We start from the raw sequence: 26,329 nt of genomic DNA on the forward strand, positions 1-26,329 counted from the left end.
ACGTGCCGGTACGTTTCATTTTTCGCGGCTGTTCCATATGTTTCTGACCGTGGTCTCGGGCATATCGAACTCGGAAGCCACGATTTTCCTTATCCCCCGCACTTTTCCTGCCGCCAGTTCCGCGTAGCGCTCGATAACCCTTTCGTGGTCGACTCGCGCCGCATAGGCCAAGGCGTCACGCGTGTCTCTCATGGCCCAGGTTTGGTTCTTCTTTTTGTCGATGTCGGCCAGTTGATCGTCATACATGAGTGGGGAGCAAGCGCGTGCTATGAATTCAAACCATCGGTGATGCACGCCCCCCGCAATCAGGGCGGCCTCGGCCATATCCATTGGGGTGGACTCGGCAAGCCGTTGTACGGCGCATTCCACCGCATCCTTGAAACGATCAAGCGCCCTAATCTCCGTGTCTTGCCCCCTGGTTCTTCTGGCGCGCTCACTTCTAGACATTTTTTCAAACTGGTTTTGAGAAAGCCGTGTCTCTTCCTTTGCGATCAACTCCAACACGTCGCGCAAAGCATCGGACACGGGTTTGGTCCTCGCTTCGTGTTCACATCTCGGGTAAGGGCCGCCAACGCCTTCCAGGAAGTTGCAGATATCGTCGGCCATTGCCGTGTCGTATAGCCGTAAAAGCTTGAGGCCGCCAAGCTTGTAAATTTGTGCTGGCTTTTTCATCGCGCCTCCAGGATATGCAGCACTTCACTCGCCCAGCGGATAGCGGCCTCCTGGCGCTCGGCTTCGTAGGCGTGTCGGTTGTATATCGCCAGCACTCCACCGAGCGAATGATTCAGGCACTTCTCGATAACGTGGGTAGCGATGCCCAGGCCGGCCAGACGGGTGGCAAAGGTGCGGCGTAGGTCGTGCGGTGTCCACGTCAATTTTGCGGTGTGCTTCAGCCTGTGTTGTACGGATGTGTTGCTGCGCTGTGCGAACAGGTAGCCGTCGTGGTCGCCAGTGAGTGCACGCGCCAGGGGTGGCAGGTAAACCCAATGTGGCCGGCTGCTTTTGTTCTCAGGAATATGCAGAATGTCGCCGTTAATGTTTTCGTGAGTTGCAGACTGCGCTTCGGATATTCTCAGGCCGGTCAGTAGCAGGAATTTCAGCAGGGGCGCATGGCCGTGCGGGTCATTCCAAAGCGCCTTGATTTCGTCGTCGGTCAGTACGCGGTCGCGTGTTTTTTCATCGCCACCAGCAACGGCGGACGTTGAGTTTTCCAGTGGGCTGCGCTCGATGTAACCGCGCTCGACTGCATACCTTAGTGCCAGCTTCCAGTTGGACAGGCAGCGATTCGCAGCAACGGGCGCGGCGGCGGCATACTCGACCAGAATGTCGGTCAGTCGTTTGGTGGTGAGTTGGGAGAGCGGGGTGCTGCCAGCCTCGGCCTTTCCCCTGGTGACGTAGACTTCGATGTTTTTTGTCACCTTGTAACGCGGCTCGATTCGGCGCTGGAACCATTCGTCCAGCAGCGCGCCAAAGGTGACGGATTCAGGCAGGACGGTTTTTGACAGTGCAGCGGACTTGTTGCGTGCCTCGGCAAGGCTGACGGCAGGCCATTCCCCCAGGTTGCGGGTTTTCCATGATCCACCCTTGCGGCTTCGGTATAGCCAGCTTCGGCGCCCGCTGGGGTAGCATCGCAGGTACAAGCCGCGTTCGTCGCCAATGAGTTTTTCCTTGGCCGGATCTTTGAGTTTGCGGATGGTGGTTTCAGTGAGTGCCATGGCGTTATCCGTTATCACTCCGTTATCGATAACGACAGTTTAACTGATATTTGCCTAAACTCAACTGGTGTTAATTCAATGAATAATAAGGGTTTGTATGGCTACCAAGGTTTTATTTGTCTGCATGGGTAATATCTGCCGGTCACCGATGGCGGAAGGCATGTTCCGCAAGGCCATCCAGGACGCCGGACTGAACCGGGATGTAGAGGCGGATTCCGCCGGCACCCACGCCTACCATATCGGTTCGGCGCCCGATCCGCGCGCGCGGCAGGCGGTGCGGCAACGCGGGGTGGACATCAGTGGACTGCGTGGGCGCAAGGTGGCGGACGATGATTTCGAACGCTTCGACTACATCCTGGTCATGGACGGCGACAATTACAGCAGGATGATCCAGCGTGCACCGGCGCAATATCACGGCAAGATCCGGTTGCTGCTGTCGTTCAGCCGCAAGTATCCCAATCTCGACGTGGTCGATCCGTATTACGGCGGCGTACAGGGCTTTGAGGAAAACCTCGACATGATCGAAGACGCGGTACAAGGTCTGATCCGGGAAATCACCGGCGACAGCCAGGTTAAGATGCGTTCAGGCCGCTGATCGCTTCCTGCCGTCTGCAGCCAAAAACAGGGGCCGCTTGAAGCGGCCCCTGTTTTTGTGGTGCAGATTATTTTATTCCGCCTGGGTTTCCACCTGAACCAGCGGCTCCTGTGCTGCGCTCGCCTGCGGGCGTGCGCGCCGGCGCGTGGGGTGGGGGACCGCGACCGGCGTGGGTGCCTCGGCAACGTCGACGGCAGACGTGCTGGTCTCGACCTGCATCAGGCTGACGGCGCCGCCATCCGCCGGTTGGGCGGCGGGACGGCGGCGGCGACGCGGACGTCCCGGCTCGCCGGCTTCACTCGTGCTGGCCGCTGCGGCCTGGGTTTCCACCTGCTGCAGACTGGCGGTGCTGGCCGCAAGATCCACCACAATGGCGCGGGGAGATGCAGTGGCGCTGCTGTCGGGTAGCGAGACATTGGGCGGGGCTGCTGTTTCCAGTTGCAAGGCCTGTTGCGCGGGTGCGGCCGGGGCAGGGGCCGCCACCCTGGGCTTGCTTGCGATTTCGATGATTGCCCGGAAACCGGCAATTTCGATGATGGCCTGCGGCGTGCTTGTGCCATTGCCTGCCGCGCTTTCCGGATGGGTTTCACGCGGACGGCGATTGCCGCGGCCGCGACGGCTGCGCGGCTCGCGTTTTTCCTCGTTTGCGGCCTCGCGCGGGGTTTCAGCGGGTTCTGCCACGCGCGGTGCGGTTTCCGCCTCGGGACGCGGTTTGGGTTGGCGCGGCGGGCGGGCGGGTTTTGCCGATTCGCCGTTGCGCGGCTCGGCCCGGCCCTCGCTCTGGCGCGGCTCCGACGGGCGTGCTTCGCCGTTGCGGGTCTCGCTCCGCCCTTCGCCGCGGCTGCGACGCTGGCCGGGCTTGCGCTCACGGCGCTCGCTCGGGCGTTCGTTGCGTGCGATGGCGGCAACCGGTTCGGCAACCGCCGGAGCGGCTTCGGCGACGGGCGTTTCTTCGCCGAGTTTCTTGAACCAGCCGAAGATGCGCTCGAACAAACCGCCCTGGCCTTGCGCGGCGTCCGGCACTGCCGGACGCGCGGCCGGTACCGGCTGCGGCGGCGCAATCGATTTGACCGCGGCTTCCTGGCGCGCCGGCGTGGCGTCCTGGGAGGATTGGTAGACGGCTTCGGATTCTGGCATGGTTGCCATCTTGTAGCTTGGCTCACTGGCGTCGCGCTGGTTCAGTTCGTCGTGGCGTAGCCGGGTGATGGTGTAGTGCGGGGTTTCCATGTGGATGTTGGGAATCAGCACCACATTGACCTTGAGTCGCGATTCGATGGTGTGGATGTCGACGCGTTTCTCGTTCAGCAGGAAGGTGGCGACGTCGACCGGCAGCTGGATATGCACCGCGCCGGTGTTTTCCTTCATCGCATCTTCCTGCAGGATGCGCAGGATGTGCAACGCCGACGATTCGGTGCCGCGGATGTGGCCGGTGCCGTGGCAGCGCGGGCAGGGGTTGTAGCTGGTCTCGCCGAGCGAAGGCTGCAGCCGCTGGCGCGACATTTCGAGGAGGCCGAAGCGCGAGATCTTGCCGGTCTGCACGCGGGCGCGGTCGTGGTGCAGGGCATCGCGCAGGCGGTTTTCGACCTCGCGCTGATGCTTGGGGTTTTCCATGTCGATGAAATCGATCACGATCAGCCCGCCGAGGTCGCGCAGCCGCATCTGGCGGGCGACTTCGTCGGCCGCTTCGAGGTTGGTGTTGTAGGCGGTCTGCTCGACGTCGCTGCCCTTGGTGGCGCGTGCCGAGTTGACGTCGACCGACACCAGCGCTTCGGTATGGTCGATCACGATGGCGCCGCCCGACGGCAGGTTGACCTGACGCGAGAACGCCGATTCGATCTGGTGCTCGATCTGGAAGCGCGAGAACAGCGGTACGTCGTCGCGGTAGAGCTTCACCTTGTTGACGTTGGCCGGCATCACGTGCGCCATGAACTGTTGCGCCTGTTCGAAGATGTCTTCGGTGTCGATCAGGATTTCGCCGATGTCCGCCGAGAAATAATCGCGGATGGCGCGGATCACCAGGCTACCTTCCTGATAGATCAGGAAAGCGCCGGATTGCGGCTGCGCGGCGCCGTCGATGGCTTTCCACAGGCTCAGCAGATAGTTGAGGTCCCACTGGAATTCCTCGGCGCTGCGGCCGATGCCGGCGGTGCGGGCGATCAGGCTCATGCCTTCGGGAATGTCGAGCTGGGCCAGGGTGTCGCGCAACTCGTTGCGTTCCTCGCCTTCGATGCGGCGCGACACGCCGCCGCCACGCGGGTTGGTCGGCATCAGCACGACATAGCGCCCGGCCAGCGAGACGTAGGTGGTCAGCGCGGCGCCCTTGTTGCCGCGTTCGTCCTTTTCCACCTGGACCAGCAGTTCCTGGCCTTCTTTCAGGTTTTCCGGAACCTTGCCGCCGCCGGGCAGGCAGGAACGGGCGATTTCCTTGAACGGCAGGAAACCGTGGCGTTCGCAGCCATAATCGACGAATGCGGCTTCCAGACTGGGCTCGACGCGGGTGACGACACCCTTGTAGATGTTGCCTTTGCGCTGTTCCTTGCTGGCGGACTCGATGTCAAGGTCGACGAGCTTCTGTCCGTCGACGATGGCAACCCGGAGTTCTTCCGCCTGGGTTGCGTTGAATAGCATGCGCTTCATATTTACTCCCGCGCGCGTGCATACGGGACAGGCCAGACTGCCGCTTACAGTGGGCGGCTCATGCGATCACGTTGTTAATGAGGTGAAAAGGCATGGAATAAAAGGTGTCCTGTTCCTGGAGGGTGTCGCCGGCCAGGCCGGCGATCGCCTTCCCGATTCCCGCTGGCTTGGGCCGAGCGTGAATACTGATTTCGTATGCTTGTCGTCGCGTCATTGATAACATCGCTGCTTTGCCGATTGCGCGGGGTGGGTGGTTCGACTGACCGCGCCTGACTTGAGTTAGCTGGGCGGCAGGAATCCAGACGGGCCGGGCTGGCGGCGGCCGGTGAGCGTGGTAACCGGCGTGATCTCTATAATGCCCGGCACTCATGCCGGGCAACAAGGTCAGGCAAAATCCTGCCTTAACCGACAATAGTGTATATGAAAAAGAATGACTTAGAGAAAGATTCGGTCCGGCGGCTGAAGATCGACGACAGTGCCGACGGCCAGCGTCTGGACAATTTCCTGATGGCGCGGCTGAAAGGCGTGCCGAAAAGCCGCATCTACAAGCTGGTGCGCGGCGGCGAGGTACGTATCAACGGCGGCCGGGCCGAGGTCAGCTATCGGTTGCGACTGGACGACGAGGTCCGCATCCCGCCGGTGCGTCTGGCCGTACCGGTGATCACCCCCGTCACCCATTTGCCGCAGGGCGGCATCCGCCTGCTGCCGCATATCCTGTACCGCGACGACGCCCTGATTGCGCTGAACAAGCCGGCCGGCATGGCGGTGCACGGCGGCAGCGGCATTTCGCGCGGAGTGATCGAGCAGATGCGGCTGGAACTGCCGGAATGCCGCACCATGGAACTGGTGCACCGGCTCGACCGCGAAACCTCGGGGGTGCTGCTGATTGCGTTGAAGCGGCGTGCCCTGGTCGGGCTGCACGCGGCGATGCGCGACGGCAAGATCGAGAAGCGCTACCTGACGCTGGTGGCGGGGCGCTGGCCGAACCCGCTGCAGCATGTGAAACTGCCGCTGCACAAGCGCGTCACCGAGGAAGGTGAAAAACGCGTCACGGTGCGCGACGAAGGACAGTCTGCGCACACCGTCTTCCGCCGTCTGCAGGTATTCCAGGATTTCACCCTACTGGAAGCGGAACTGAAGACCGGGCGCACCCATCAGATACGCGTGCACACTTCGCATCTGGGCTTCCCGATCGCGGGGGACGACAAGTACGGCGACTTCGAACTCAACCGGCGGCTGGCCAGGCAGGGATTGAAGCGCATGTTCCTGCATGCCGCCAAACTGGTGTTCGCGCATCCCGTTTCTGGTGAGCGCATGTTGATCGAAGCGCCGCTGCCCGATGATTTGGCCAGATTTCTGGAAAGCCTGAATGCCCAAACAATTTGATCTGCTGATTTTCGACTGGGACGGCACCCTGATGGATTCCGCCGGGGTGATCGTCGATTCGATCCAGCGTGCCTGCAAGGATATCGGCCTGCCGACGCCGGGTGAGCGCGCGTCGCGCCAGATCATCGGCCTCGGCCTGATTCAGGCACTGCAAACCCTGCTGCCGGACTTGCCAGCCGACGACTACCCGCGGCTGGTCGAGCGCTACCGCCACCATTACCTCGGACGCGACGCCCAGATTCCGCTATTTGCCGGTGTGCCCCAAGGCATTCGCGATCTGCACGAGAGCGGGTTTCAGTTGGCGGTAGCCACCGGAAAAAGCCGCGTCGGCCTGTCCCGTGCGCTCGAAGCCAGCGGGCTGGGGGCTCGCTTCATTGCCACCCGCTGCGCCGACCAGACGCATTCCAAGCCGCATCCGGCGATGGTGCTGGAACTGATGGCCGAACTGGATGCCGACCCCGCGCGCACCCTGGTGATCGGCGATACCAGCCACGACCTCCTGATGGCGGCAAATGCCGGCGTCGCCAGCCTGGGGGTGACCTACGGCGCACACGAAGTGGGCGATCTGCGGCCGCATGCACCGCTGGCGCTGATCGACAGTTTTACCGGAGTGCACGCATGGCTTGCCGCGAACGCCTGATCTGCGCCGCCGCCGATCTGGCCGAACCGGGAAAAGGGGTGCGCTTCGAGGTGACGCGTGCCGGCAGGCCCCAGCCTGCCTTCGTGGTGCGTTTCGCCGGCCAGCCGCGCGCCTTCCTCAACCAGTGCGGCCACGTGCCGGTGGAACTCGACTGGCAGGAAGGTGAGTTCTTCGACCACTCGCGGCTATACTTGATCTGTTCCACCCACGGCGCGCTCTACCACCCCGCAGACGGACGCTGCGTGGGCGGGCGCTGCGCCGGACGCGGCCTGATTCCCGTGCCGGTCGTCGAACGCGACGGCCATGTTTATCTGATGGAAGAACAACAATGAGTGAACCGACCCCCAATTGGGAACGCGAAGTCCTGCAAAAGCTGGCGCTGTCGGCAATTCAGGAACAGCGCCGCAGCCGCCACTGGAGCATTCTGTTCAAGACGCTCGGCTTCCTGTATCTCTTCATCGTATTGTTCCTGGCGGCCGGGTGGTTCGGTTCGGACCGGGTGTCGATCACGGAGCACACCGCGCTGGTCGATCTGCAGGGTGTGATCGCCTCCGATCAGGCCAGCGCCGATTCGGTGATCAGCAGCCTGCAGGGCGCATTCGAGGACAAGAAAACCAAGGGCGTGATCCTGCGCATCAACAGCCCCGGCGGCAGCCCGGTGCAGGCAGGGCAGATCTATGACGAGATCAGGCGCCTGCGCGCACTGTATCCGAAAACCCCGCTGTACGCCGTGGTCGACGACATCTGCGCCTCGGGGGGCTATTACGTCGCCGCCGGCGCCGACAAGATCTTCGTCGACAAGGCCAGCATCGTCGGCTCCATCGGCGTCTTGATGGACGGTTTCGGCTTCACCCAGACCATGCAAAAGCTCGGTGTCGAACGCCGTCTGCTCACCGCGGGCGAAAACAAGGGTTTTCTCGATCCGTTCTCGCCGGTAGACCCCAGGCAAGCGGCGTTCGCCAAGCAGATGCTCGAGGAAATCCACGCCCAGTTCATCGGCGTGGTGCGGGAAGGCCGCGGCAAACGCCTGCAGGAAACCCCCGAGATGTTCAGCGGCCTGGTGTGGAGCGGCGAAAAAAGCATCCAGCTCGGCCTTGCCGACGCGCTGGGCAATGTCGAGTCGGTCGCGCGCGACGTGATCAAGGCGGAAGACATCGTCGACTACACCCAGCGCGAAGGCCTGGCGGAACGCCTCGCCGGCCGCCTGGGCGCATCGATGGCCAAGGCGCTGACGCCGTTCGAAAAAGCAGGCGTTACCCTGCGTTGAACGACTACCGTCCGATCGCCTGTGCCGATCACGAGCGGCTGGAGTTCGCCGCGCTCACGCAGCAGTGGCTGGAGTTGACGCTGGAGGGCGGCATGGCGCAGCGCCTGCTGCCGCTCGATGTGTATACCCGCGACGGCGCCGAATGGCTGCAGGCGCAAACCGCAGCGGGCGACGTTGTCACGCTCAGGCTCGATACGCTGAAATTCTGATTCCCGCGTTCTACGCGGCGATGCCGAATACCACCAGACGATCCTTGACCGCATCGGTCTGGCCGCGCCAGTTCCTGGCGCTGCGGGTCTGGATCAACTGGCTGGGCAGGCTGAGATCCGCGCCGACGCTGATAAGCGTATTGGACGCGAGGGTCGTGGCCAGCGCATCCAGCAGCGCGGCACTGCGGTAGGGCGTCTCGATGAAGAGCTGGGTGGCGTGATCGCGACGCGCGGTTTTTTCCAGTTCGCGGATGGCCTGGCACCGCTCGGCTTCCTTGGCGGGCAGGTAGCCGTGGAAGGCGAAGCGCTGCCCGCCCAGGCCCGAGGCCATCAGCGCCAGCAGAATCGACGATGGGCCGATCAGCGGAACCACCCGGATATTCGCGCAATGCGCGGCCATGACCAGCGCGGCGCCAGGGTCGGCGACGGCCGGACAGCCCGCTTCCGACAGCAGGCCGACGTCGTGGCCGGCCTTGAGCGGCGCCAGCAGCGGCGGGATGGCGGCGGCCGGGGTGTGTTCGTTGAGTTCTTCGAGATGCAGCGACTGCAGCGGCTGTGGGTGTCCCATCGCCTTCAGATGCGCGCGCGCCGTCTTGGCGCGCTCGACGATGAAGTGATCGAGGCGGCGCGCGGCGGCGAGGGTCTCAGGGGGCAGACAGGCGTCCGGGCTGACCGGCCCCAGCGGCACCGGGATGAGGTAGAGGGTGCCGGCGCTCATGCAAGAACGTCCATCCCCTCGTTGGCGAGCATTCCGGTCAGAGTCATCAGCGGCAGGCCGATCAGGGCGGTGGGGTCGGGACTGTCCATGCGCTGCATCAGCGCGATGCCGAGCGATTCGCTCTTCGCCGAGCCGGCGCAGTCGTAGGGCTGCTCCTTCTTCAGATAGCTGGCGATCTGCGCGTCGGTGAGCGGCCGGATGTGCACCACGGTCGGCACGTCGCGCGTCTGCGCGTGGCCGGTGCGGCTGTTGAGCAAGGTCAGCGCGGTGTGGAACACCATTGCCTTGCCCTGCATTTTCTGCAGTTGGGCGAAGGCGTTGTCAAAGTTGCCGGGCTTGCCGAGTTGTTCGCCGTCCAGCATCAGCACCTGGTCGGAGCCGATGATCAGCGCGTCGGGGTAGCTTGCTGCCGCGGCCTGCGCCTTCCACACCGACAGCCGTAGCGCGGTAGCCGAGGGCGTCTCGCCGGGCAGCGGCGTTTCGTCGATGTCGGGCGACAGTATTTCGAACGGGACCCCCAGGCGCGACAGCAGTTCGCGCCGGTAGCGCGAGGTGGAAGCGAGGACCAGCGTCATTCCGGCTGGATCTCGACCAGCGCCATGTCGGGCGTCACCGCATCGCCTTTTTTTGCGAAAACGCTGAGGACGATGCCGGTGATCGGTGCCTGCACTTCGTTTTCCATCTTCATCGCCTCGATCACCAGTACGCCGTCACCGGCCTTGACCAGCTGGCCGATGCTCACCAGCACGTCGACGATGGTGCCGGGCATGGCTGCGGTGACGTGGCCGGGGTGGCTGGGGCGCGGTTTCTGCCCGGATGCGCCGGGCGCGGCCGCGGTTTTTCGCTGGGCGCTGTCGTTGCCGGTCACGGCGACTTCGTTCAGCGGCTCGACCAGCACTTCTTCCGAGATGCCGTCCACCGACACGAAGTAGGGCCGTTGCGAGGCGTCGCTGCGGCCGCTGCCCGACAACTTGATGTGGTAGGTCTCGCCATGCAGCGTAATCTTGAATTCGTCGGCTGCATAACGCGGCGCGCTGTCCTGTTGCGCGGCGCCCGGCGGCGGCAGCGCTTCGGGCCTGAGGGTGCCCGCCGCGCGTTCCTGCAACCAGGTCTTGCCGATTTCGGGGAACATGGCGTAGGTCAGCACGTCCTCGTCCGACTTGGCCAGTCCCTCGATTTCGCCGCGCAGCTTGTCGAGCTCGTCGGCCATCAGGTCGGCGGGCCGGCAGGTGGTGACGTCGAGATTGCCAATGGCGATTTTGCGCACTTCTTCGTTGATATGCCCGGGTGCCTTGCCATAGCGGCCCTGCAGGTAGAGCTTCACTTCGTTGGTGACCGATTTGTAGCGTGCGCCGGTGAGCACGTTCAACGCTGCCTGGGTGCCGACGATCTGCGAGGTGGGCGTGACCAGCGGCGGGTAGCCGAGATCTTCGCGCACGTGTGGGATTTCTTCGAGCACGGCGTCCATCCTGTCGATCGCGCCCTGCTCCTTCAGTTGGTTGGCGAGATTGGAGATCATCCCGCCCGGCACCTGGTTGATCAGCACGCGGGTGTCGGTGCCGGTGAAGGCCGACTCGAACTGCCAGTATTTCTTGCGCACGTCCTTGAAGTAGGCCGAGATTTCCTCGATCAGCGGCAGCGACAGGCCAGTGTCGTATTCGGTGCCCGCCAATGCGGCGACCAGGCTTTGCGTGGTGGGATGGCTGGCACCCTCGGCAAATGCGCCGACGCAGGTGTCGATGATGCTGGCGCCGGCTTCCACCGCCTTCAGGTGCGTCATGTGCGCCAGGCCCGAGGTCGCGTGGCTGTGCGTGTGGATGGGCAGCTGGGTTGCGGCGCGGATTGCCTGCACCAGCTCGAACGCGGAATAGGGCGTGAGCAGGCCCGCCATGTCCTTGATCGCGATGGTGTCGCAGCCCATCTCCGCCAGGCCCTTGGCCAGTTCGACGAAGTGCGGGATGTTGTGTACCGGGCTGGTGGTGTAGCAGATCGCGCCTTCGGCGTGCTTGCCGGCCGCCTTGACCGTTTCGATCGACACGCGCAGGTTGCGCAGGTCGTTCATCGCGTCGAACACGCGGAACACGTCGACGCCGTTGTCGGCGGATTTCTGCACGAAGGCGCGCACCACGTCGTCGGAGTAATTGCGGTAGCCCAGCAGGTTCTGCCCGCGCAGCAGCATCTGGATGCGGGTGTTGGGCAGTGCCTTCCTGAGCTTGCGCAGGCGCTCCCACGGGTCTTCACGCAGAAAGCGCACGCAGGCGTCGAAGGTGGCGCCGCCCCAGGCTTCCAGCGACCAGAAGCCCACTTGATCCAGCTTGCTGCAGATCGGCAGCATGTCGGCGGTCTGCATGCGGGTGGCGATGAGCGACTGGTGGCCGTCGCGCAGGACGAGATCGGTAACGAATACTTTGGTCATTTTTACAACCCTTGATGAGCGGCGATGGCGGCGGCGATGGCGGCGGCGATCACTTCCGGCGGTTTCTTTTCAGTGTACTGGGTGAGTTCCGGATGTTCATCCACAAAGCCGGTATTGAAGCGCCCGCTGCGGAACTCGGGGTTTTTCAAAATTTCCTGGTAGTAGGGAATCGTCGTCTTCACGCCGTACACCAGCATATCGGCGAGCGCCCGGCGGCCGCGTTCGACGGTCGCTTCCCAGTTCAGGTTCCACACCGTGAGCTTGGCGCACATGGAATCGAAGTAGGGCGGAATCACGTAGTCGGTGTAAATCGCCGCGTCGACGCGCACGCCGGGGCCGCCCGGCGAATAGTAGCGCGTGATGCGGCCGAGGCTGGGCAGGAATTCGTTTTTCGGATCTTCGGCGTTGATGCGGAATTCGATCGCGTAGCCGCGATGCGCGATGTCTTCCTGCCTGTATTGCAGCGGCTTGCCGTCGGCGATGCGGATCTGCTCCTGCACGATGTCGACGCCGGTAATGGTTTCGGTGATCGGGTGTTCGACCTGCAGCCGGGTGTTCATTTCCATAAAATAGAACTGGTTGTCCTGGTCGAGCAGGAATTCCACCGTGCCGGCATTCACGTAGCCGACCGATTTGGCGGCGCGCACCGCCAGCTTGCCGATGTATTGCCGCTGTGCCTCGGTGAGCTGCGGGCTCGGCGCGATCTCGATCAGCTTCTGGTTGCGCCGCTGGATCGAGCAGTCGCGCTCGAACAGGTGAATCACGTTGCCCTGGGTGTCGCCGAGAATCTGCACCTCGATGTGCTTGGGCCGCACCACGCATTTTTCGACGAAGACTTCGGGCTTGCCGAAGGCCTTGCTGGCTTCCGACACCACGCGGTCGTAATTTTTCAGCAGTTCCTCTTCGCTGTCGCAGCGGCGGATGCCTCGCCCGCCGCCGCCGTTGGTGGCCTTGAGCATCACCGGATAGCCGATTCTGCCGGCCAGTGCGCGCGCCTCCTCGACGTTCTCCAGGTTGTGATCCGATCCCGGCACCACCGGAATGCCGGCGGCGATCATCGCATTGCGCGCCTGGATCTTGTCGCCCATGCGGCGGATCACGTCGGGCGAGGGGCCGATGAAGCGGATGCCGCGACGTGCGCAGATGGTGGCCAGATCGGGGTTTTCGGAGAGGAAGCCATAGCCGGGATGCAATGCATCGCAGCCCGATGCGGCCGCCAGATTGACCAGCGTGTGCGCGTTCAGATAGCCGAGAATGGGATCCTTGCCGATGTGGTAGGCCTCGTCGGCTTTCTTGACGTGCAGTGCGTGGCGGTCGGCATCGGTATAGATGGCGACCGACTTGATGCCCAGTTCGGCGCAGGCGCGCACGATGCGGACGGCAATCTCGCCGCGGTTGGCGACCAGTATTTTCTTAATCATGGCCACCGTTTCTTTGACAAAAATAACGCGAAATCATATCATTGCGGGCTAATGTTTAACCGGGTGCGTCATGTCGAGCCTGTGCGCGTTAACCCAGTACGCTGTTGATCGGGTGTGCCGTGCATCAGCCTGTTGAGGTCGATCCACGGCGTTTTTGCAGGGATTCACAGTCGTGGGAAACGCAGTCGGAGGTGTCTGCGTTTCCGCGTCTAGCCCGCGAATTTACGCAAGGCGCGCTGTTCTGTCGAGTCGCCGGGCAGACGGATCAGCGCGGTGGCTTGTCCCTGTTGCTGGCGATTCACGGCGAGGTCGAGCTGACCTGTCAGCGTTGCCTGGGCGGCATGCGGCATACGGTGCAGATCGAGCGCACGCTGCATCTGGCGCGCAACGAAACCGAGCTGGAGCGGCTGGATGCGCTGCCCGACGGCGATGCGATCCTGGCCGGCGAGAAGCTCAATCTCGTCGATCTGGTTGAGGATGAAGTGTTGTTGAGCCTGCCGCTGGCGGCCATGCACGCAGAAGGTGAATGCCCCGCCTGAGGGGTGAAATGAATTTTCAAGGAGTAAGAAATGGCTGTCCAGCAGAACAAGAAATCCCCGTCCAAGCGCGGCATGCACCGTGCGCACGATTTTCTGACCAATCCGCCGCTGGCCGTCGAGCCGACCACGGGCGAAGCGCATCTGCGCCACCATATCAGCCCCAACGGCTTTTATCGTGGCCGCAAAGTCGTCAAGGCCAAAGGCGAATAATTCCGCCCTCGCGCGCCCCCGGCCATGATTGCCGTGGCCGGGGGCGTCCCGATCAGCCCACGCTTTCGGCTGCATGAGAAATATCACAGTCGCCATTGATGTCATGGGGGGCGATCACGGTCCCCATGTCACCGTCCCGGCGGCGATCCGCTGTCTTGCGCGTCATCCTGACCTGAACGTGATTCTAGTCGGGCCGCAGGATATCGTCGCCGCTGAACTCAAGGCACGCCGTGTCAAGACCGGACCGCGCCTCATCGTGCGCCACGCCAGCCAGGTGGTGGCGATGGACGAGGCCCCCGCGCTGGCGCTGCGCGGGAAAAAAGACTCCTCGATGCGGGTGGCCATCGATCTCGTCAAATCCGGCGAGGCCGACGCCTGCGTGTCGGCGGGCAACACCGGTGCGCTGATGGCGACCGCGCGCTTCGTCCTGAAAACCCTGCCCGGCATCGACCGTCCCGCGATCGCCGCCGTGATGCCGACGATCAGCGGCCACGCGCTGGTACTGGATATGGGAGCCAATGTCGACTGCAGCGCCGAGCATCTGCTGCAGTTCGGCATCATGGGCGCGATGCTGGTGTCGGCGGTGGAGCATAAGCCGAATCCGAGCGTGGGCCTGCTCAACATCGGCGAGGAAGACATCAAGGGCAACGAAATGGTGAAACGCGCCGCCGAACTGCTGCGCGACAGCCACCTGAATTTCTACGGCAATGTCGAAGGCAACGACATCTTCAAGGGCACCACCGACGTGGTGGTGTGCGACGGCTTCGTCGGCAACGTGACTCTGAAAGCCTCCGAAGGACTCGCCAAGATGATAGCCACCACGCTGCGCGCCGAGTTCAAGCGCAACTGGCTGACCCGCATCACCGGTCTGCTCGCCATGCCGGTGCTGAATGCCTTCAAGCGCCGTCTCGATCCGCGTCGCTACAACGGCGCCACGCTGCTGGGGCTCAAGGGCGTGGTGGTGAAAAGCCATGGTTCGGCCGACCGCCTTGCGTTCGAGCATGCGATCGAGACTGCCAGCGAAGAAGTCCGCAACAATGTACTGAAACGCATCACAGACCAGATTCAACTTCTGCAACGGGTGGCTGCTTGACCTATTCCCGCATTCTCGGCACTGGCAGTTATCTGCCTGCGCGCATCCTCACCAACGCCGATCTCGAAAAACTGGTCGAGACCAACGACCAGTGGATCGTCGACCGCACCGGCATCCGCGAGCGCCATATCGCCGCCGAGGGCGAATTCACCAGCGATCTGGCGGCCCAGGCCGCGCGGGCGGCGCTCGATGCGGCCGGGTTGGCGCCCGACGACATCGACCTGCTGCTGGTCGCTACCACCACGCCCGACCTGGTTTTCCCCAGCACCGCCTGCATCGTGCAGTCCAAGCTGGGGATGACCAACGGCAAGCCGGCGTTCGATCTGCAGGCGGTGTGCAGCGGTTTCGTCTATGCCTTGAGCGTGGCCGACCAGTTCATCAAGACCGGCGCGGCCAGGCATGTGCTGGTGGTCGGCGCCGAAACGCTGTCGCGCATCACCGACTGGAACGACCGCGGCAACTGCATCCTGTGGGGTGACGGCGCCGGCGCGGTGGTGCTGGGCGCGTCCGCCGAACCCGGCATCGTCGCCACCCACATCCATGCCGATGGCCGCCACAAGGAACTGCTGCGCACCACCAACGGCCCGTCGACCGGCCTGCACGAGCCGGCGCTGATGCGGATGGAAGGCAATGCCGTGTTCAAGATGGCGGTCAATACGCTGGACCGCATCGTCGACGAAACGCTGGAAGCCAATGGCCTTTCGAAATCCGACATCGACTGGTTGGTGCCGCACCAGGCCAATATCCGCATCATCTCCGCCACCGCGAAAAAGCTTGGCATGAGTATGGACAACGTCGTCACCACCGTCGCCGGACACGGCAACACCTCGGCCGCTTCGGTGCCGCTGGCGTTCGACGTGGCGGTGCGCGACGGCCGCATCCGGCGCGGTCAGACGGTTCTCATGGAAGCCTTCGGCGGCGGCTTCACCTGGGGCTCGGCGCTCCTCAAGTATTAAAAGAAAAGACCCCTATGAAATTGGCTTTTGTTTTCCCCGGGCAGGGCTCGCAGTCGGTCGGCATGATGCAGGGCTGGGGCGATCGCGCCGAAGTGCGCGCCACCTTTGACGAGGCGTCCGACGCACTCGGCCAGGATCTGTGGGCGCTGGTCGCCGACGGCCCGGCCGACCTGCTCAACCAGACCGTCAATACCCAGCCGGCGATGCTGGCGGCGGATGTCGCTGCCTGGCGCGCGTGGCAGACAGCGGGCGGCGCAAGCCCGGCCTTGCTGGCAGGACACAGCCTGGGCGAATACGCGGCGCTGGTGGCGGCAGGCGCGCTGGGCTTAGCCGATGCGATCAGGCTGGTGCGCTTCCGCGCTGAAGCGATGCAGGCGGCAGTACCCGAAGGCGTCGGTGCGATGGCGGCGATTCTGGGACTGGACGACGATGTCGTGCGCGCGGTCTGCAATGAGGCGGCTGCGGGCGAGGTGGCCGAGGCGGTGAATCTCAATTCCCCCGGACAGGTGGTCATCGCGGGCAACAAGGCCGCGGTCGAGCGCGCCATGGCGCTGGCGAAAGAGAAGGGCGCCAAGCGAGCCCTGCCGCTGCCGGTCAGCGTGCCGTCGCATTCCTCACTGATGCTGCCGGCGGCCGAGACGCTGCGGCTGCATCTGCAGGGCGTGGCGATCGCGGCGCCAACCATCCCCGTGCTGCATAACACCGACGTGCAAAGCCACACCGCACCCGACGCGATCCGCGCCGCACTGGCGAAGCAGCTGCACACCCCGGTGCGCTGGGTCGAAACTGTGCGGGCACTGAAAGCCGCCGGCATCGAGCGCGTGATCGAATGCGGCCCTGGCAAGGTGCTGGCGGGCCTCAACAAGCGCATCGACGACAGCCTGCCGGCCGTGGCGCTGGTGGATGAAGCCAGCCTCGCGGCTGCGCTCAATCAATAAGGAGACACCATGCTGCAAGGACAAATCGCCCTCGTTACGGGCGCCAGCCGCGGAATCGGCCAGGCGATCGCGCTGGCGCTCGGTCAGGCAGAGGCTGTCGTGATCGGCACCGCAACCAGCGACACGGGTGCGCAGGTGATCAGCGATTACCTCGCCGCCGCCGGCATTAAGGGCGGCGGCATGAAGCTCGACGTCACCGATGCTGCCGAAGTCGATGCCGTGATCGCGGCGATCGAAAAGGATTTCGGCGCCATCGGCATCTTGGTCAACAACGCCGGCATCACTCGCGACAACCTGTTGATGCGGATGAAGGACGAAGAATGGGACGCCATCCTGGCAACCAACCTCACTTCCGTGTTCCGTCTGTCGCGCGCGGTGCTGCGCGCGATGATGAAGACGCGCAGCGGCCGCATTATCTCCATCGCCTCGGTGGTGGGCGCGATGGGTAATGCCGGGCAGACCAATTACAGCGCGGCCAAGGCCGGCATCATGGGCTTCACCAAGTCGCTGGCCCGCGAAGTCGGCAGCCGCAATATCACCGTCAACTGCGTGGCGCCGGGCTTCATCGACACCGACATGACGCGTGCGCTGCCGGATGCTCAGAGGCAGGCGTTGCTCGGGCACATCCCGCTGGGGCGGCTAGGTACAGCGGAAGACATTGCGCAGGCCGTCGCTTTCCTGGCCTCGCCTGCCGCCGGCTATATCTCGGGCACCACCCTGCATGTCAACGGCGGCATGTACATGGCGTAACCGTCACGGAAAGTTTGGTAAAATCGCCGGGTTTCATTTTTCCGGGCTTCAATTTCATTGGGGCCCTATTTCAAGAGAGGATCAGTAATGGATAACGTACAGCGTGTAATTAAAGTCGTCGCCGAGCAACTGGGCGTCAACGAGGCGGACATCAAGAACGAGTCTTCCTTCGTCGGCGACCTTGGCGCCGACTCGCTCGATACGGTCGAGCTGGTGATGGCGCTGGAAGAAGAGTTCGGCTGCGAAATTCCCGACGAAGACGCGGAAAAGATCACCACCGTCCAGCAGGCGATCGATTACGTCAACAGCCACTCCAGCTGATCGTTCACCCGGCTATTGAGTTGGCCCGGCAATGTGCGAAGCTGCGTGCGCGCGTTCAATTCCCGCTTGCCAGGCTGGGTTCGCTGGCCGTCCAAATAGTGCGCTTTCAATGTTCAATGATTCGGCGTACACCGTGTCGTGCCGGATCGATAAAAAGGACTGACTTTTGTCCAAACGTCGCGTCGTCGTAACCGGCCTGGGGATCGTATCCCCGGTCGGCAACACCATACCGGAAGCCTGGGATAACCTGGTTGCCGGCCGTACCGGAATCGCCCGGATCACCCGTTTCGATCCTTCGCCCTTCGCCTCCCAGATGGCAGGCGAGGTCAAGAATTTCGAGGTTGAGCAATACCTCAACCCGAAAGAGGCGCGCCGCATGGATGTCTTCATCCAGTTCGGCATGGCCGCCGGGATCCAGGCGATCCGTGATTCGGGCATCGAGGTCACCGAAGCCAATGCCGAGCGTATCGGCATCAATATCGGCTCCGGCATCGGTGGTCTGCCGCTGATCGAGGAGACCCATAGCCTGCTGATGGAATCGGGGCCACGGAAGATCTCCCCCTTCTTCATTCCGGGCTCCATCATCAACATGATTTCCGGCAACCTTTCGATCCTGTATGGAGTGAAGGGCCCCAACCTGGCGGTCGTCACCGCCTGCACCACCGGCCTGCACGCGATTGGCCTGTCCGCCCGCATGATCGAGCATGGCGATGCGGACGTGATGATCGCCGGTGGCGCCGAGTGCGCGACTTCGCCGCTGGGCGTGGGTGGTTTCGCGTCGGCACGCGCGCTGTCCACCCGCAACGACGATCCGGCCACCGCCAGCCGTCCGTGGGACAAGGATCGCGACGGCTTCGTCTTGGGCGAGGGTGCCGGCGTGCTGGTGCTCGAGGAATACGAACACGCCAGGGCACGCGGCGCCAGAATCTACGCCGAAGTGGTGGGCTTCGGCATGAGCGGCGACGCCTATCACATGACGGCACCGAGCACCGACGGCCCCAGGCGTGCGATGCTGAACGCGATGCGCGACGCCGGAGTGAATCCCGGCCAGTTGAATTACATCAACGCGCACGGTACCTCGACGCCGCTGGGCGACAAGAACGAGACCGATGCGATCAAGCTTGCGCTGGGCGATGCCGCCTACAAGCTGGTGGTCAACTCGACCAAGTCGATGACCGGCCACCTGCTGGGCGGCGCCGGCGGTGTCGAGTCGGTGTTCAGCGTGCTGGCGGTGCACCATCAGGTGTCGCCTCCCACCATCAACATCTTTTCGCAAGACCCGGAATGCGACCTCGATTACTGCGCCAACACCGCGCGTGATATGAAGATCGACTTCGCGCTCAAGAACAACTTCGGGTTCGGCGGTACCAACGGCTCGCTGGTTTTCAAGCGCGTTTGACTGTCACTGCGGATCGCCCGAGCACGCCCGAAACCCGGGAATGGCCGCAATGGCCTGATCTGGCCGGGCTTCAGGCGTCCGATCCTCGGCGTTACCCCGGCCTGTTCCTGAGCAGCGGCGGCACTGGCTGGGACGTGCTGTTTGCGTTCCCGCAGGAAGTCGTGCGGATTGCCTCAGCCGACGGGTTGCGCGAGCTGCAGGCGCATCCGGCGATGCAGTTGCAGCCCGGCCCCCGGCAGGCAGACCACAGCCTGCCTTTCAGCGGCGGCTGGCTGTGCGCGTTTGCGTATGAACTGGGCGGCCTGTTCGAACCCAGCGTCGGGCAGGCCGAGGATGATGCCGATTTCCCCCTTGCCTGGCTGGTGCGCATTCCCGCGGCGATCCTGTTCGACCGCGCGAACCGGCGTTGCGTCCTGATGGCCGAGGCCGGGCAGACTGAACTGCTCGACGGCATGCAGCGCGATCTGGCAGCGCTGCCGCCGCCCATCGCGGCATTGCCCGAATTGCACGCCCTGCATGAGAGTGCGCCCGATGCGTTTGTTGCCGGCGTTGCGCGCATCCAGGATTACATTCGCGCGGGCGACGTGTTCCAGGTCAATCTGTCGCGCGGCTGGCAGGCCGAATTCGCCGCGCCGGTTTCCGCGGCTTCGCTGTTCGCCCGGCTGATGCGGCGTAATCCGGCGCCGTTTTCGGCGCTGCTGCAGATGGATGAATGGGCGATCGTGAGCTCGTCGCCCGAACGGCTGGTTCGCCTTGGCCGCGACGGGATGCTGCAAACCCGGCCGATTGCCGGCACGCATCCGAGAAGCGAGGATGCGGCGGAGGATGCGGCGCTGCGCGCACGCCTGCAGGCACATCCCAAGGAGCGCGCCGAACACGTCATGCTGGTCGATCTGGAACGCAACGACCTCGGACGGGTGTGCGATGCGGGCAGCGTGAAGGTGCCGGCCCTGATGGACATCGCCAGCTACCGCCACGTGCATCACATCGAATCGACCGTCTGCGGCCGGCTGCGCAGCAGCGCGCGCGTGATCGACGCCTTGCGCGCGATGTTTCCCGGCGGCACCATTACCGGCTGTCCCAAGGTACGCACCATGCAGATCATCCGTGAACTCGAACAGACGCCGCGACGCAGCTACACCGGCAGCCTCGGCTACATCAACCGCGACGGCAGCTTCGATTTCAATATCCTGATCCGCAGCTTCCTGCTGCGCGGACGCGAACTGAGTTTCCGCGCCGGCGCCGGCATCGTGGCCGATTCGATGGCCGCGCGCGAGCTCGATGAAACGCGCGCCAAGGCATGCGGTCTGTTGCACGCGCTGGGGGTCGCATGATACTCGTCAACGGCCATCCGGATGACGCTGTGGACGCGCGGGACCGCGGCCTGGCCTACGGCGACGGCGTATTCCGTACCCTGCGCACGTACGCCGCTCAACCGCTATGGTGGCGCGATCATTACGCCAAGCTGGCGGCCGATTGTGCGGCGTTGAGGCTGGATTGCCCTGACGAGGCCGGCCTGCGCGCCGAGGTTTGCCGGGCGGCCGCGACCGGGGAGGGCGTGGTCAAGATCATTCTCACCCGCGGCGCCGGTGCGCGCGGTTATGCGCCGCCGCAGGGGCAGGCCGTCACCCGCATCGTGCTGTCTGCGCCCCTGCCTGCCCATGCGCAGGCCGATGCGCCGGACGACATCGTTGCGCGCTGGTGCATGCTGCGTCTGGCGCGCCAGCCGCGGCTGGCCGGAATCAAGCATCTGAACCGGCTGGAGAACGTGCTGGCGCGGGCCGAGTGGGATGACCCGGCGATTGCGGAGGGACTGCTGTGCGACGACACCGGCGTGGTGATCGGTGGCGTAATGAGCAATCTGCTGGCGGTGAAGGACGGCGAGCTGTATACCCCGGATGTGAGCGAATGCGGGGTGGCCGGCGTCGCCAGGACGCGCCTGCTGCGCGTCCTGGCACGCCGCGGCATTCCTGTCCATGTCGGCCGTTTGATGCCAGCCGCTATACTCGCTGCCGATGAAGTGATGATCTGCAACAGCGTCATCGGTGTGCGCCGCGTGGCCCGGCTGGAAGATTCGGTCTGGCCGCCTGCGGGCTGGACCGGTATTTTGAAAACTGCCTTGTATGAAGACGTGGATTAAGCGGTTGGCCCTGCTTGCCGGCCTGACTGCACTGGCGGGGGCAGGCGGGCTGGCATGGTATGCCAACCAGCCTTTGCCTATCGAGCCGTTGCCGAAAACCATCAACGTGGCACCCGGCACCCATTTGCGGAGTCTGAGCACGATGCTCGAACGCGAAGGCGTGATCGGCAATGCGCAGGTGTTCTGGCTGCTCGGGCGCGTGCTGGACAAGGCCGGAACGCTCAAGGTGGGGGTATATAGGCTCGACCGGCCGCTCACGCCACTGGAGCTGTATGCCAAGATCCAGCGCGGCGAAGTATCGCAAGCGATCGTGCAGTTCATCGAAGGCTGGAATTGGCGCGAGGTGCGCGCCGCGCTTGCCGCGCAACCGCTACTGAAGAACGACAGCGCAGGCATGAGCGATGCCGAGATTCTGCAGGCAATCGGCGCGGAAGAACGCTACCCGGAAGGCCTGCTGTTTCCCGATACCTATTTCTACGCACCGCATACCTCCGACCTCGGTGTGCTGCGCCGCGCCTACCGCTTGCAACACGAAAGACTCCTGACCGCCTGGGAAACCCGCGCTCCCGGTCTGCCTTACCGCACGCCATATGAAGCGCTCATCATGGCGTCGATCGTGGAAAAGGAAACCGGTGCGGCGTACGAGCGCCCGCAGATTGCCGGCGTGTTCCTCAACCGGCTCAGGCTGGGAATGCGCCTGCAGACCGATCCTGCCGTGATCTATGGGCTGGGCGAGCGTTTTGACGGTAACCTGCGCAAGGTCGATCTGCAGCGTGACACGCCGTACAACACCTATACGCGTGCCGGGCTGCCGCCGACGCCGATTGCGATGCCAAGTGCGGCGGCGATCCAGGCCGCGCTCAATCCCGCGAAGACCGATGCGCTGTATTTTGTGGCGCGCGGCGATGGCACCCATGTTTTTTCCAGCAATCTCGATGCGCACAACCGCGCGGTGAACCGCTACCAGCGATGACGATCTCCGGCAAATTCATCACTCTCGAAGGCGTCGACGGCGCCGGCAAAAGCACCCACCTGGGATTTGTCGCCGACTGGTTGCGCCAGCAGGGCAGGGAAGTGGTGGTCACCCGCGAGCCAGGCGGCACGCCGCTGGGCGAAACACTGCGCGAACTGCTGCTGCATCGCGAGATGGACGCCGACACCGAGCTGCTGCTGATGTTCGCCGCGCGCCAGGAACACCTGGCCGGATTGATCCGGCCGGCACTGGCGCGCGGCGCGTGGGTGGTGTCCGACCGCTTCACCGACGCCAGCTACGCCTATCAGTGCGGCGGGCGCGGCATCGCGGCCGAGCGCATCGCCGCGCTGGAAGCCTGGGTGCAGCGCGGTTTTGCGCCCGATCTCACGCTGCTGTTCGATGTCCCGCCGGAGGTGGCGGAAGCGCGCCGCTCGGCCGCGCGCAGCGCCGACCGTTTCGAGCGCGAGGCCGACCGCTTCTTCAGCCGCGTGCGCAATGCCTATCTCGACCGCGCGCATGCCGAGCCGGCACGCATCCGCGTGCTCGATGCGCGCCACGGTATCGCCGAATTGCAGGTCGAAATCGGCCAGTTGCTGCAGGACGTGCTGTGAGCGCACCGTATCCCTGGCTGGCGGCGGCGTGGCAGCGCCTGCTGGCGACCCGCGGGCGCCCGGCACAGGCCTTGTTGCTGGCCGGCCCGCGCGGAGTGGGCAAGGGCGCGCTGGCGCAGGCGTGGGCACGGGCCTTGCTGTGCGAAGCGCCGCTGCCGGATGGCGCGGCATGCGGCGGCTGTCCGGCCTGCCATTGGTTCGACAGCGGTACGCATCCGGATTTTCGCCTGCTCACCCTGCAGGAAAAAACCGGCAAGGATGGCGAAACCAGAATGGCCGTCGCCATCGAGGTCGAACAGGCGCGCGAAGCGGTCGATTTCGTCCAGCTTTCCACCTACCGCGCGGGCTTTCGCGTGGTGCTGGTCAGCCCGGCGGACAGCCTCAACCTGGCGGCGGCCAACGCGCTGTTAAAGGTGCTCGAGGAGCCGCCGTTAAATACGGTATTCGTGCTGGTGTCGGATCAGCCCCGGCGCCTGTTGCCGACCATCCGCAGCCGCTGCACCCGACTGGACCTCGGCCTGCCGGCGACTGAAATCGCGATGCAGTGGCTGGCCGGCCAGCAACTGGAGGATGCGGCGACCTTGCTAGCCTTGTCCGGCGGGGCGCCGCTGGATGCCTTGAACTGGGCCGGGGGAGCCGAGCTGGATGAGCGGCGCAGCGTGCTGGAAGGCCTGGCACGCCCCGGACAACTCGATCCGGTGACACTGGGCGAACGCTGGAAGGCGGTCAAGCCGCAGACCTGGCATGCCGTGGTGTATAAATGGCTGGGCGATTTGCTGGCGGTCAAGCTGCAGGGCAGCGTGCAGTTCAACCGCGATTTTTCTGATGTATTGACGCGCCTGGGGGCGCAGGCCGATCTGGGTAAACTGCTGGCGCTTGCCAGAATGCAGGCGAACGAAGGCAGGGTACTCGCCCATCCGCTGAATCGGGCGGTGCAGCTGCAAGCCTGGCTGATTCGGTACCGGCACCTATTTGATTGAAGAGAGTCGACCATGAAAGCAGTAGCCAATGACCTGGCAGGACAAGTACGCCCCGGCGTGCTTTCGCTGTCGATCAAGGAAAAATCCGCGTTGTTTGCGGCATACATGCCCTTTATCAAGGGCGGCGGGCTGTTCATCCCCACCAACAAAAGCTACAGGATGGGCGAGGAAGTGTTCATGCTGCTGACCCTGATGGAGGATCCCGCCAAGCTGCCGGTATCGGGCAAGGTGGTATGGGTGACGCCCGCCGGCGCCCATGGCAGCCGCACCCAGGGGGTCGGGGTGCAGTTTGCGCCCAACGAAAGCGGCAAGGCGGCGCAAAACAAGATTGAAGGTTTGCTCGGCGGTTCGTTAAAATCGGCGCGTCCCACGCATACCATGTAGGGCAGGTGCAAGATCCAAGTGGCAAGAGCGGCGCTCACGCGCCTTCGAGAACTTGTACCTTGTACCTTTGCCTTGTGCCTTGTGCCTTGTGCCTTGAATCCTGTACCTGAAATGTTCGTCGATTCCCACTGCCACATCAATTTCCCCGATCTCGCCTGCAAGCTGCCAGAGGTGTTCGACCTGATGGCGGCCAACCGGGTGAGCCATGCGCTGTGCATCGGCGTGGAACTGGAAAAATTCCCGGAAATCCGCGCGCTCGCCGAGGCGCATCCGAATGTGTATGCCTCGGTCGGCGTGCACCCCGACCACGAGGACTGCGCCGAGCCGACGGTGGAGGAACTGGTTGCGCTGGCCGATCACCCCAGGGTGGTGGCGATCGGCGAGACCGGACTGGATTATTTCAGGTTGAGCGGCGACCTCGAATGGCAGCGCGAGCGCTTCCGCACCCATATCCGCGCGGCGCGGGCCTGCCGTAAGCCGCTGGTGATCCACACCCGTGCCGCGGCCGACGACACCCTGCGCATCATGCGCGAGGAACAGGCGGGCGAGGCGGGCGGGGTGATGCACTGCTTCACCGAAAGCCTGGCGGTGGCGGAAGCCGCCATCGAACTGGGGTTTTACATTTCGTTTTCCGGCATCGTCACCTTCAAGAACGCCGCCGCGCTACGCGAGGTGGCGGCGGCCATCCCGCTGGAACGCATGCTGATCGAGACCGACGCGCCGTACCTGGCGCCGGTGCCGCATCGCGGGCAGACCAATCAGCCGGGCTTCGTTAGGCACGTGGCGGAGGAAATCGGGCGAGTGCGCGGCATCAGTGCCGAAGCGGTGGGCGGCGCCACCACGCAGAATTTCTTCCGGCTGTTTGCCGCTGCGCGCCCGGACTGAAACCGCACGACCGCCTCCTACTGACTGAAGAAGGACTTCACCTTGTCCATGAACGACTGCGCGCGCGGATTGTTGTTGCGTCCGGGGCTTAGCGCCTCGAATTCGCTCAGCAGTTCGCGCTGACGCTCGGACAGATTCACTGGCGTCTCCACCAGCATGTGGCACAGGAGATCGCCCGGCGCGTGGCTGCGCACCCCCTTGATACCCTTGCCGCGCAGGCGGAACACCTTGCCCGACTGCGTTTCGGCCGGAATCTTGATCTTGGCGTGGCCGTCCAGGGTGGGGATTTCGAGCTCACCGCCGAGCGCGGCGGTGGCAAAGCTGATCGGCATCTCGCAATGGAGATCGTCGCCGTCGCGCTTGAATACGGGGTGATCCTTGAGGTGGATCACCACATAGAGGTCGCCCGGCGGACCGCCGTTGACGCCTGCTTCGCCTTCTCCGGCCAGTCGGATGCGGTCGCCGCTATCGACCCCGGCGGGAATCTTGACCGACAGCGTCTTGTGTTTCTTGACGCGGCCTTCGCCATGACAGGCGGTACAGGGATCGGCCACCATCTTGCCGGTGCCGCCGCAGCGTGGACAGGTCTGCTGCACCGAGAAAAAGCCTTGCTGGATGCGTACCTGACCGTGGCCGCCGCAGGTGGTGCAGGTGGTCGGCTGGGTGCCGGGTTTGGCGCCGCTGCCGTGACACACGCCGCATTCTTCCAGGGTCGGAATGCGTATCTTGGTTTCAGTGCCGTGCGCGGCATCTTCCAGACCGATTTCCAGGTTGTAGCGCAGGTCGGCGCCGCGATACACGCGGTCGCGGCGGCTGCCGCCACCACCGCCACCACCACCAAAAATATCGCCGAAGATGTCCGAGAAGGCATCGGAAAAACCGCCGCCGCCGAAGCCGCCGCCCATGCCGCCCTGCTGGTCGATTCCGGCGTGGCCGAACTGGTCGTACGCGGCGCGCTTGTCCGAGTCGGACAGGATTTCGTAGGCCTGCTTGGCTTCCTTGAATTTCTCCTCCGCTCCCTTGTCGTCCGGGTTGCGGTCGGGATGGTGCTTCATGGCCAGCTTACGGTAGGCCTTCTTGATATCTTCGTCCGAGGCGTTCTTGGTGACGCCGAGGACTTCGTAGTAGTCGCGTTTGCTCATGGCA

The 26,329-nt window shown here is 64.0% G+C and carries 29 protein-coding genes; 21 read left to right on the plus strand and 8 right to left on the minus strand.

Annotation, left to right across the window (positions count from 1 at the left end; all coding sequences use genetic code 11):
* Positions 1 to 15: 15 nt before the first annotated feature.
* The gene (locus B059_RS0112190) at positions 16 to 672 is read right to left on the minus strand and encodes a hypothetical protein (protein ID WP_018078539.1); all 657 of its coding nucleotides are present in this window, start codon (positions 670 to 672) and stop codon (positions 16 to 18) included.
* Positions 669 to 1,715 carry a tyrosine-type recombinase/integrase gene (locus B059_RS0112195; protein ID WP_018078540.1) on the minus strand — a complete coding sequence of 349 codons (1,047 nt, stop codon included), beginning with the start codon at positions 1,713 to 1,715 and terminating at the stop codon, positions 669 to 671. The genes B059_RS0112190 and B059_RS0112195 overlap by 4 nt, the downstream gene beginning before the upstream one ends.
* Before the next feature lie 97 nt (positions 1,716 to 1,812).
* On the opposite strand from B059_RS0112195, the gene B059_RS0112200 reads away from it, so the two are divergent.
* Positions 1,813 to 2,310 carry a low molecular weight protein-tyrosine-phosphatase gene (locus B059_RS0112200; protein ID WP_018078541.1) on the plus strand — a complete coding sequence of 166 codons (498 nt, stop codon included), beginning with the start codon at positions 1,813 to 1,815 and terminating at the stop codon, positions 2,308 to 2,310.
* A 72-nt stretch (positions 2,311 to 2,382) separates the two neighbouring features.
* On the opposite strand, the gene B059_RS0112205 is transcribed toward B059_RS0112200, so the two are convergent.
* Positions 2,383 to 4,947, minus strand: a complete 2,565-nt coding sequence (locus tag B059_RS0112205) for an Rne/Rng family ribonuclease (protein WP_018078542.1) — start codon at positions 4,945 to 4,947, stop codon at positions 2,383 to 2,385.
* A gap of 420 nt (positions 4,948 to 5,367) precedes the next feature.
* Between B059_RS0112205 and B059_RS0112215 the strand changes: the two genes are divergently transcribed.
* Genes B059_RS0112215 through B059_RS0112235 form a run of 5 tightly spaced genes read left to right on the plus strand, consistent with a single transcriptional unit; the run spans position 5,368 to position 8,449 of the window.
* Positions 5,368 to 6,333, plus strand: a complete 966-nt coding sequence (locus B059_RS0112215; RefSeq protein ID WP_018078544.1) for an RluA family pseudouridine synthase — start codon at positions 5,368 to 5,370, stop codon at positions 6,331 to 6,333.
* On the plus strand, positions 6,317 to 6,973 hold the full coding sequence (locus tag B059_RS0112220) for an HAD-IIIA family hydrolase (protein WP_018078545.1): 657 nt from the start codon (positions 6,317 to 6,319) through the stop codon (positions 6,971 to 6,973). Before B059_RS0112215 ends, B059_RS0112220 begins: the two co-directional genes overlap by 17 nt.
* Positions 6,952 to 7,305, plus strand: coding sequence for a Rieske (2Fe-2S) protein (locus tag B059_RS0112225; RefSeq protein WP_018078546.1), 354 nt, complete (start codon positions 6,952 to 6,954; stop codon positions 7,303 to 7,305). The genes B059_RS0112220 and B059_RS0112225 overlap by 22 nt, the downstream gene beginning before the upstream one ends.
* Positions 7,302 to 8,240 carry a S49 family peptidase gene (locus tag B059_RS0112230; RefSeq protein WP_018078547.1) on the plus strand — a complete coding sequence of 313 codons (939 nt, stop codon included), beginning with the start codon at positions 7,302 to 7,304 and terminating at the stop codon, positions 8,238 to 8,240. The genes B059_RS0112225 and B059_RS0112230 overlap by 4 nt, the downstream gene beginning before the upstream one ends.
* A complete protein-coding gene (locus B059_RS0112235) occupies positions 8,237 to 8,449 on the plus strand; it encodes a hypothetical protein (protein ID WP_018078548.1) in 213 nt (70 codons plus the stop codon). Before B059_RS0112230 ends, B059_RS0112235 begins: the two co-directional genes overlap by 4 nt.
* Before the next feature lie 10 nt (positions 8,450 to 8,459).
* On the opposite strand, the gene B059_RS0112240 is transcribed toward B059_RS0112235, so the two are convergent.
* The 4 genes from B059_RS0112240 to B059_RS0112255 are packed head-to-tail and all read right to left on the minus strand — an operon-like array spanning position 8,460 to position 13,004.
* Positions 8,460 to 9,167 carry an SAM-dependent methyltransferase gene (locus B059_RS0112240; RefSeq protein WP_018078549.1) on the minus strand — a complete coding sequence of 236 codons (708 nt, stop codon included), beginning with the start codon at positions 9,165 to 9,167 and terminating at the stop codon, positions 8,460 to 8,462.
* Positions 9,164 to 9,742 (minus strand): Maf family nucleotide pyrophosphatase, encoded by a 579-nt coding sequence (locus B059_RS0112245; protein ID WP_018078550.1) that lies wholly within the window; start codon positions 9,740 to 9,742, stop codon positions 9,164 to 9,166. The genes B059_RS0112240 and B059_RS0112245 overlap by 4 nt, the downstream gene beginning before the upstream one ends.
* A complete protein-coding gene (gene oadA / locus B059_RS0112250) occupies positions 9,739 to 11,583 on the minus strand; it encodes a sodium-extruding oxaloacetate decarboxylase subunit alpha (protein WP_018078551.1) in 1,845 nt (614 codons plus the stop codon). The genes B059_RS0112245 and oadA overlap by 4 nt, the downstream gene beginning before the upstream one ends.
* A gap of 2 nt (positions 11,584 to 11,585) precedes the next feature.
* Entirely contained in the window at positions 11,586 to 13,004 is a 1,419-nt protein-coding gene (locus tag B059_RS0112255; RefSeq protein ID WP_026177496.1) for an acetyl-CoA carboxylase biotin carboxylase subunit, read from the minus strand.
* A gap of 191 nt (positions 13,005 to 13,195) precedes the next feature.
* On the opposite strand from B059_RS0112255, the gene B059_RS0112260 reads away from it, so the two are divergent.
* The 15 genes from B059_RS0112260 (at position 13,196) to B059_RS0112330 (ending at position 25,183) form a co-directional block, all read left to right on the plus strand.
* Positions 13,196 to 13,543 carry a YceD family protein gene (locus tag B059_RS0112260; RefSeq protein WP_245538791.1) on the plus strand — a complete coding sequence of 116 codons (348 nt, stop codon included), beginning with the start codon at positions 13,196 to 13,198 and terminating at the stop codon, positions 13,541 to 13,543.
* A 30-nt stretch (positions 13,544 to 13,573) separates the two neighbouring features.
* A complete protein-coding gene (gene rpmF, locus B059_RS0112265) occupies positions 13,574 to 13,753 on the plus strand; it encodes a 50S ribosomal protein L32 (RefSeq protein WP_018078554.1) in 180 nt (59 codons plus the stop codon).
* Positions 13,754 to 13,826: 73 nt separating this feature from the next.
* The gene (gene plsX, locus B059_RS0112270) at positions 13,827 to 14,846 is read left to right on the plus strand and encodes a phosphate acyltransferase PlsX (protein WP_018078555.1); all 1,020 of its coding nucleotides are present in this window, start codon (positions 13,827 to 13,829) and stop codon (positions 14,844 to 14,846) included.
* Positions 14,843 to 15,802, plus strand: a complete 960-nt coding sequence (locus B059_RS0112275; RefSeq protein ID WP_018078556.1) for a beta-ketoacyl-ACP synthase III — start codon at positions 14,843 to 14,845, stop codon at positions 15,800 to 15,802. The genes plsX and B059_RS0112275 overlap by 4 nt, the downstream gene beginning before the upstream one ends.
* Positions 15,803 to 15,816: 14 nt before the next feature.
* Positions 15,817 to 16,740 carry an ACP S-malonyltransferase gene (gene fabD / locus B059_RS0112280; protein ID WP_018078557.1) on the plus strand — a complete coding sequence of 308 codons (924 nt, stop codon included), beginning with the start codon at positions 15,817 to 15,819 and terminating at the stop codon, positions 16,738 to 16,740.
* A gap of 9 nt (positions 16,741 to 16,749) precedes the next feature.
* Positions 16,750 to 17,490 (plus strand): 3-oxoacyl-ACP reductase FabG, encoded by a 741-nt coding sequence (fabG, locus tag B059_RS0112285; protein WP_018078558.1) that lies wholly within the window; start codon positions 16,750 to 16,752, stop codon positions 17,488 to 17,490.
* A gap of 87 nt (positions 17,491 to 17,577) precedes the next feature.
* Positions 17,578 to 17,811 carry an acyl carrier protein gene (acpP, locus tag B059_RS0112290; RefSeq protein WP_018078559.1) on the plus strand — a complete coding sequence of 78 codons (234 nt, stop codon included), beginning with the start codon at positions 17,578 to 17,580 and terminating at the stop codon, positions 17,809 to 17,811.
* Positions 17,812 to 17,977: 166 nt separating this feature from the next.
* Positions 17,978 to 19,210 carry a beta-ketoacyl-ACP synthase II gene (fabF, locus tag B059_RS0112295; RefSeq protein WP_018078560.1) on the plus strand — a complete coding sequence of 411 codons (1,233 nt, stop codon included), beginning with the start codon at positions 17,978 to 17,980 and terminating at the stop codon, positions 19,208 to 19,210.
* Positions 19,207 to 20,544 carry an aminodeoxychorismate synthase component I gene (locus B059_RS0112300; protein WP_018078561.1) on the plus strand — a complete coding sequence of 446 codons (1,338 nt, stop codon included), beginning with the start codon at positions 19,207 to 19,209 and terminating at the stop codon, positions 20,542 to 20,544. Before fabF ends, B059_RS0112300 begins: the two co-directional genes overlap by 4 nt.
* Complete coding sequence (pabC, locus tag B059_RS0112305; protein WP_018078562.1) at positions 20,541 to 21,350, plus strand: aminodeoxychorismate lyase; 810 nt, start codon at positions 20,541 to 20,543, stop codon at positions 21,348 to 21,350. Before B059_RS0112300 ends, pabC begins: the two co-directional genes overlap by 4 nt.
* The gene (mltG, locus tag B059_RS0112310; protein ID WP_026177498.1) at positions 21,334 to 22,323 is read left to right on the plus strand and encodes an endolytic transglycosylase MltG; all 990 of its coding nucleotides are present in this window, start codon (positions 21,334 to 21,336) and stop codon (positions 22,321 to 22,323) included. The genes pabC and mltG overlap by 17 nt, the downstream gene beginning before the upstream one ends.
* On the plus strand, positions 22,320 to 22,934 hold the full coding sequence (gene tmk / locus B059_RS0112315; protein WP_018078564.1) for a dTMP kinase: 615 nt from the start codon (positions 22,320 to 22,322) through the stop codon (positions 22,932 to 22,934). Before mltG ends, tmk begins: the two co-directional genes overlap by 4 nt.
* Positions 22,931 to 23,914: a DNA polymerase III subunit delta' gene (gene holB, locus B059_RS0112320; protein WP_018078565.1), complete on the plus strand. Its 984-nt coding sequence runs from the start codon at positions 22,931 to 22,933 to the stop codon at positions 23,912 to 23,914. The genes tmk and holB overlap by 4 nt, the downstream gene beginning before the upstream one ends.
* A gap of 12 nt (positions 23,915 to 23,926) precedes the next feature.
* Positions 23,927 to 24,298, plus strand: a complete 372-nt coding sequence (locus tag B059_RS0112325; protein WP_018078566.1) for a PilZ domain-containing protein — start codon at positions 23,927 to 23,929, stop codon at positions 24,296 to 24,298.
* Positions 24,299 to 24,409: 111 nt separating this feature from the next.
* Positions 24,410 to 25,183: a TatD family hydrolase gene (locus B059_RS0112330; RefSeq protein WP_018078567.1), complete on the plus strand. Its 774-nt coding sequence runs from the start codon at positions 24,410 to 24,412 to the stop codon at positions 25,181 to 25,183.
* 17 nt (positions 25,184 to 25,200) lie between these two features.
* On the opposite strand, the gene dnaJ is transcribed toward B059_RS0112330, so the two are convergent.
* Entirely contained in the window at positions 25,201 to 26,325 is a 1,125-nt protein-coding gene (dnaJ, locus tag B059_RS0112335) for a molecular chaperone DnaJ (RefSeq protein ID WP_018078568.1), read from the minus strand.
* Between the last annotated feature and the right edge of the window lie 4 nt (positions 26,326 to 26,329).

This window comes from Thiobacillus denitrificans DSM 12475 (genome assembly GCF_000376425.1).
Lineage (GTDB): Bacteria > Pseudomonadota > Gammaproteobacteria > Burkholderiales > Thiobacillaceae > Thiobacillus > Thiobacillus denitrificans.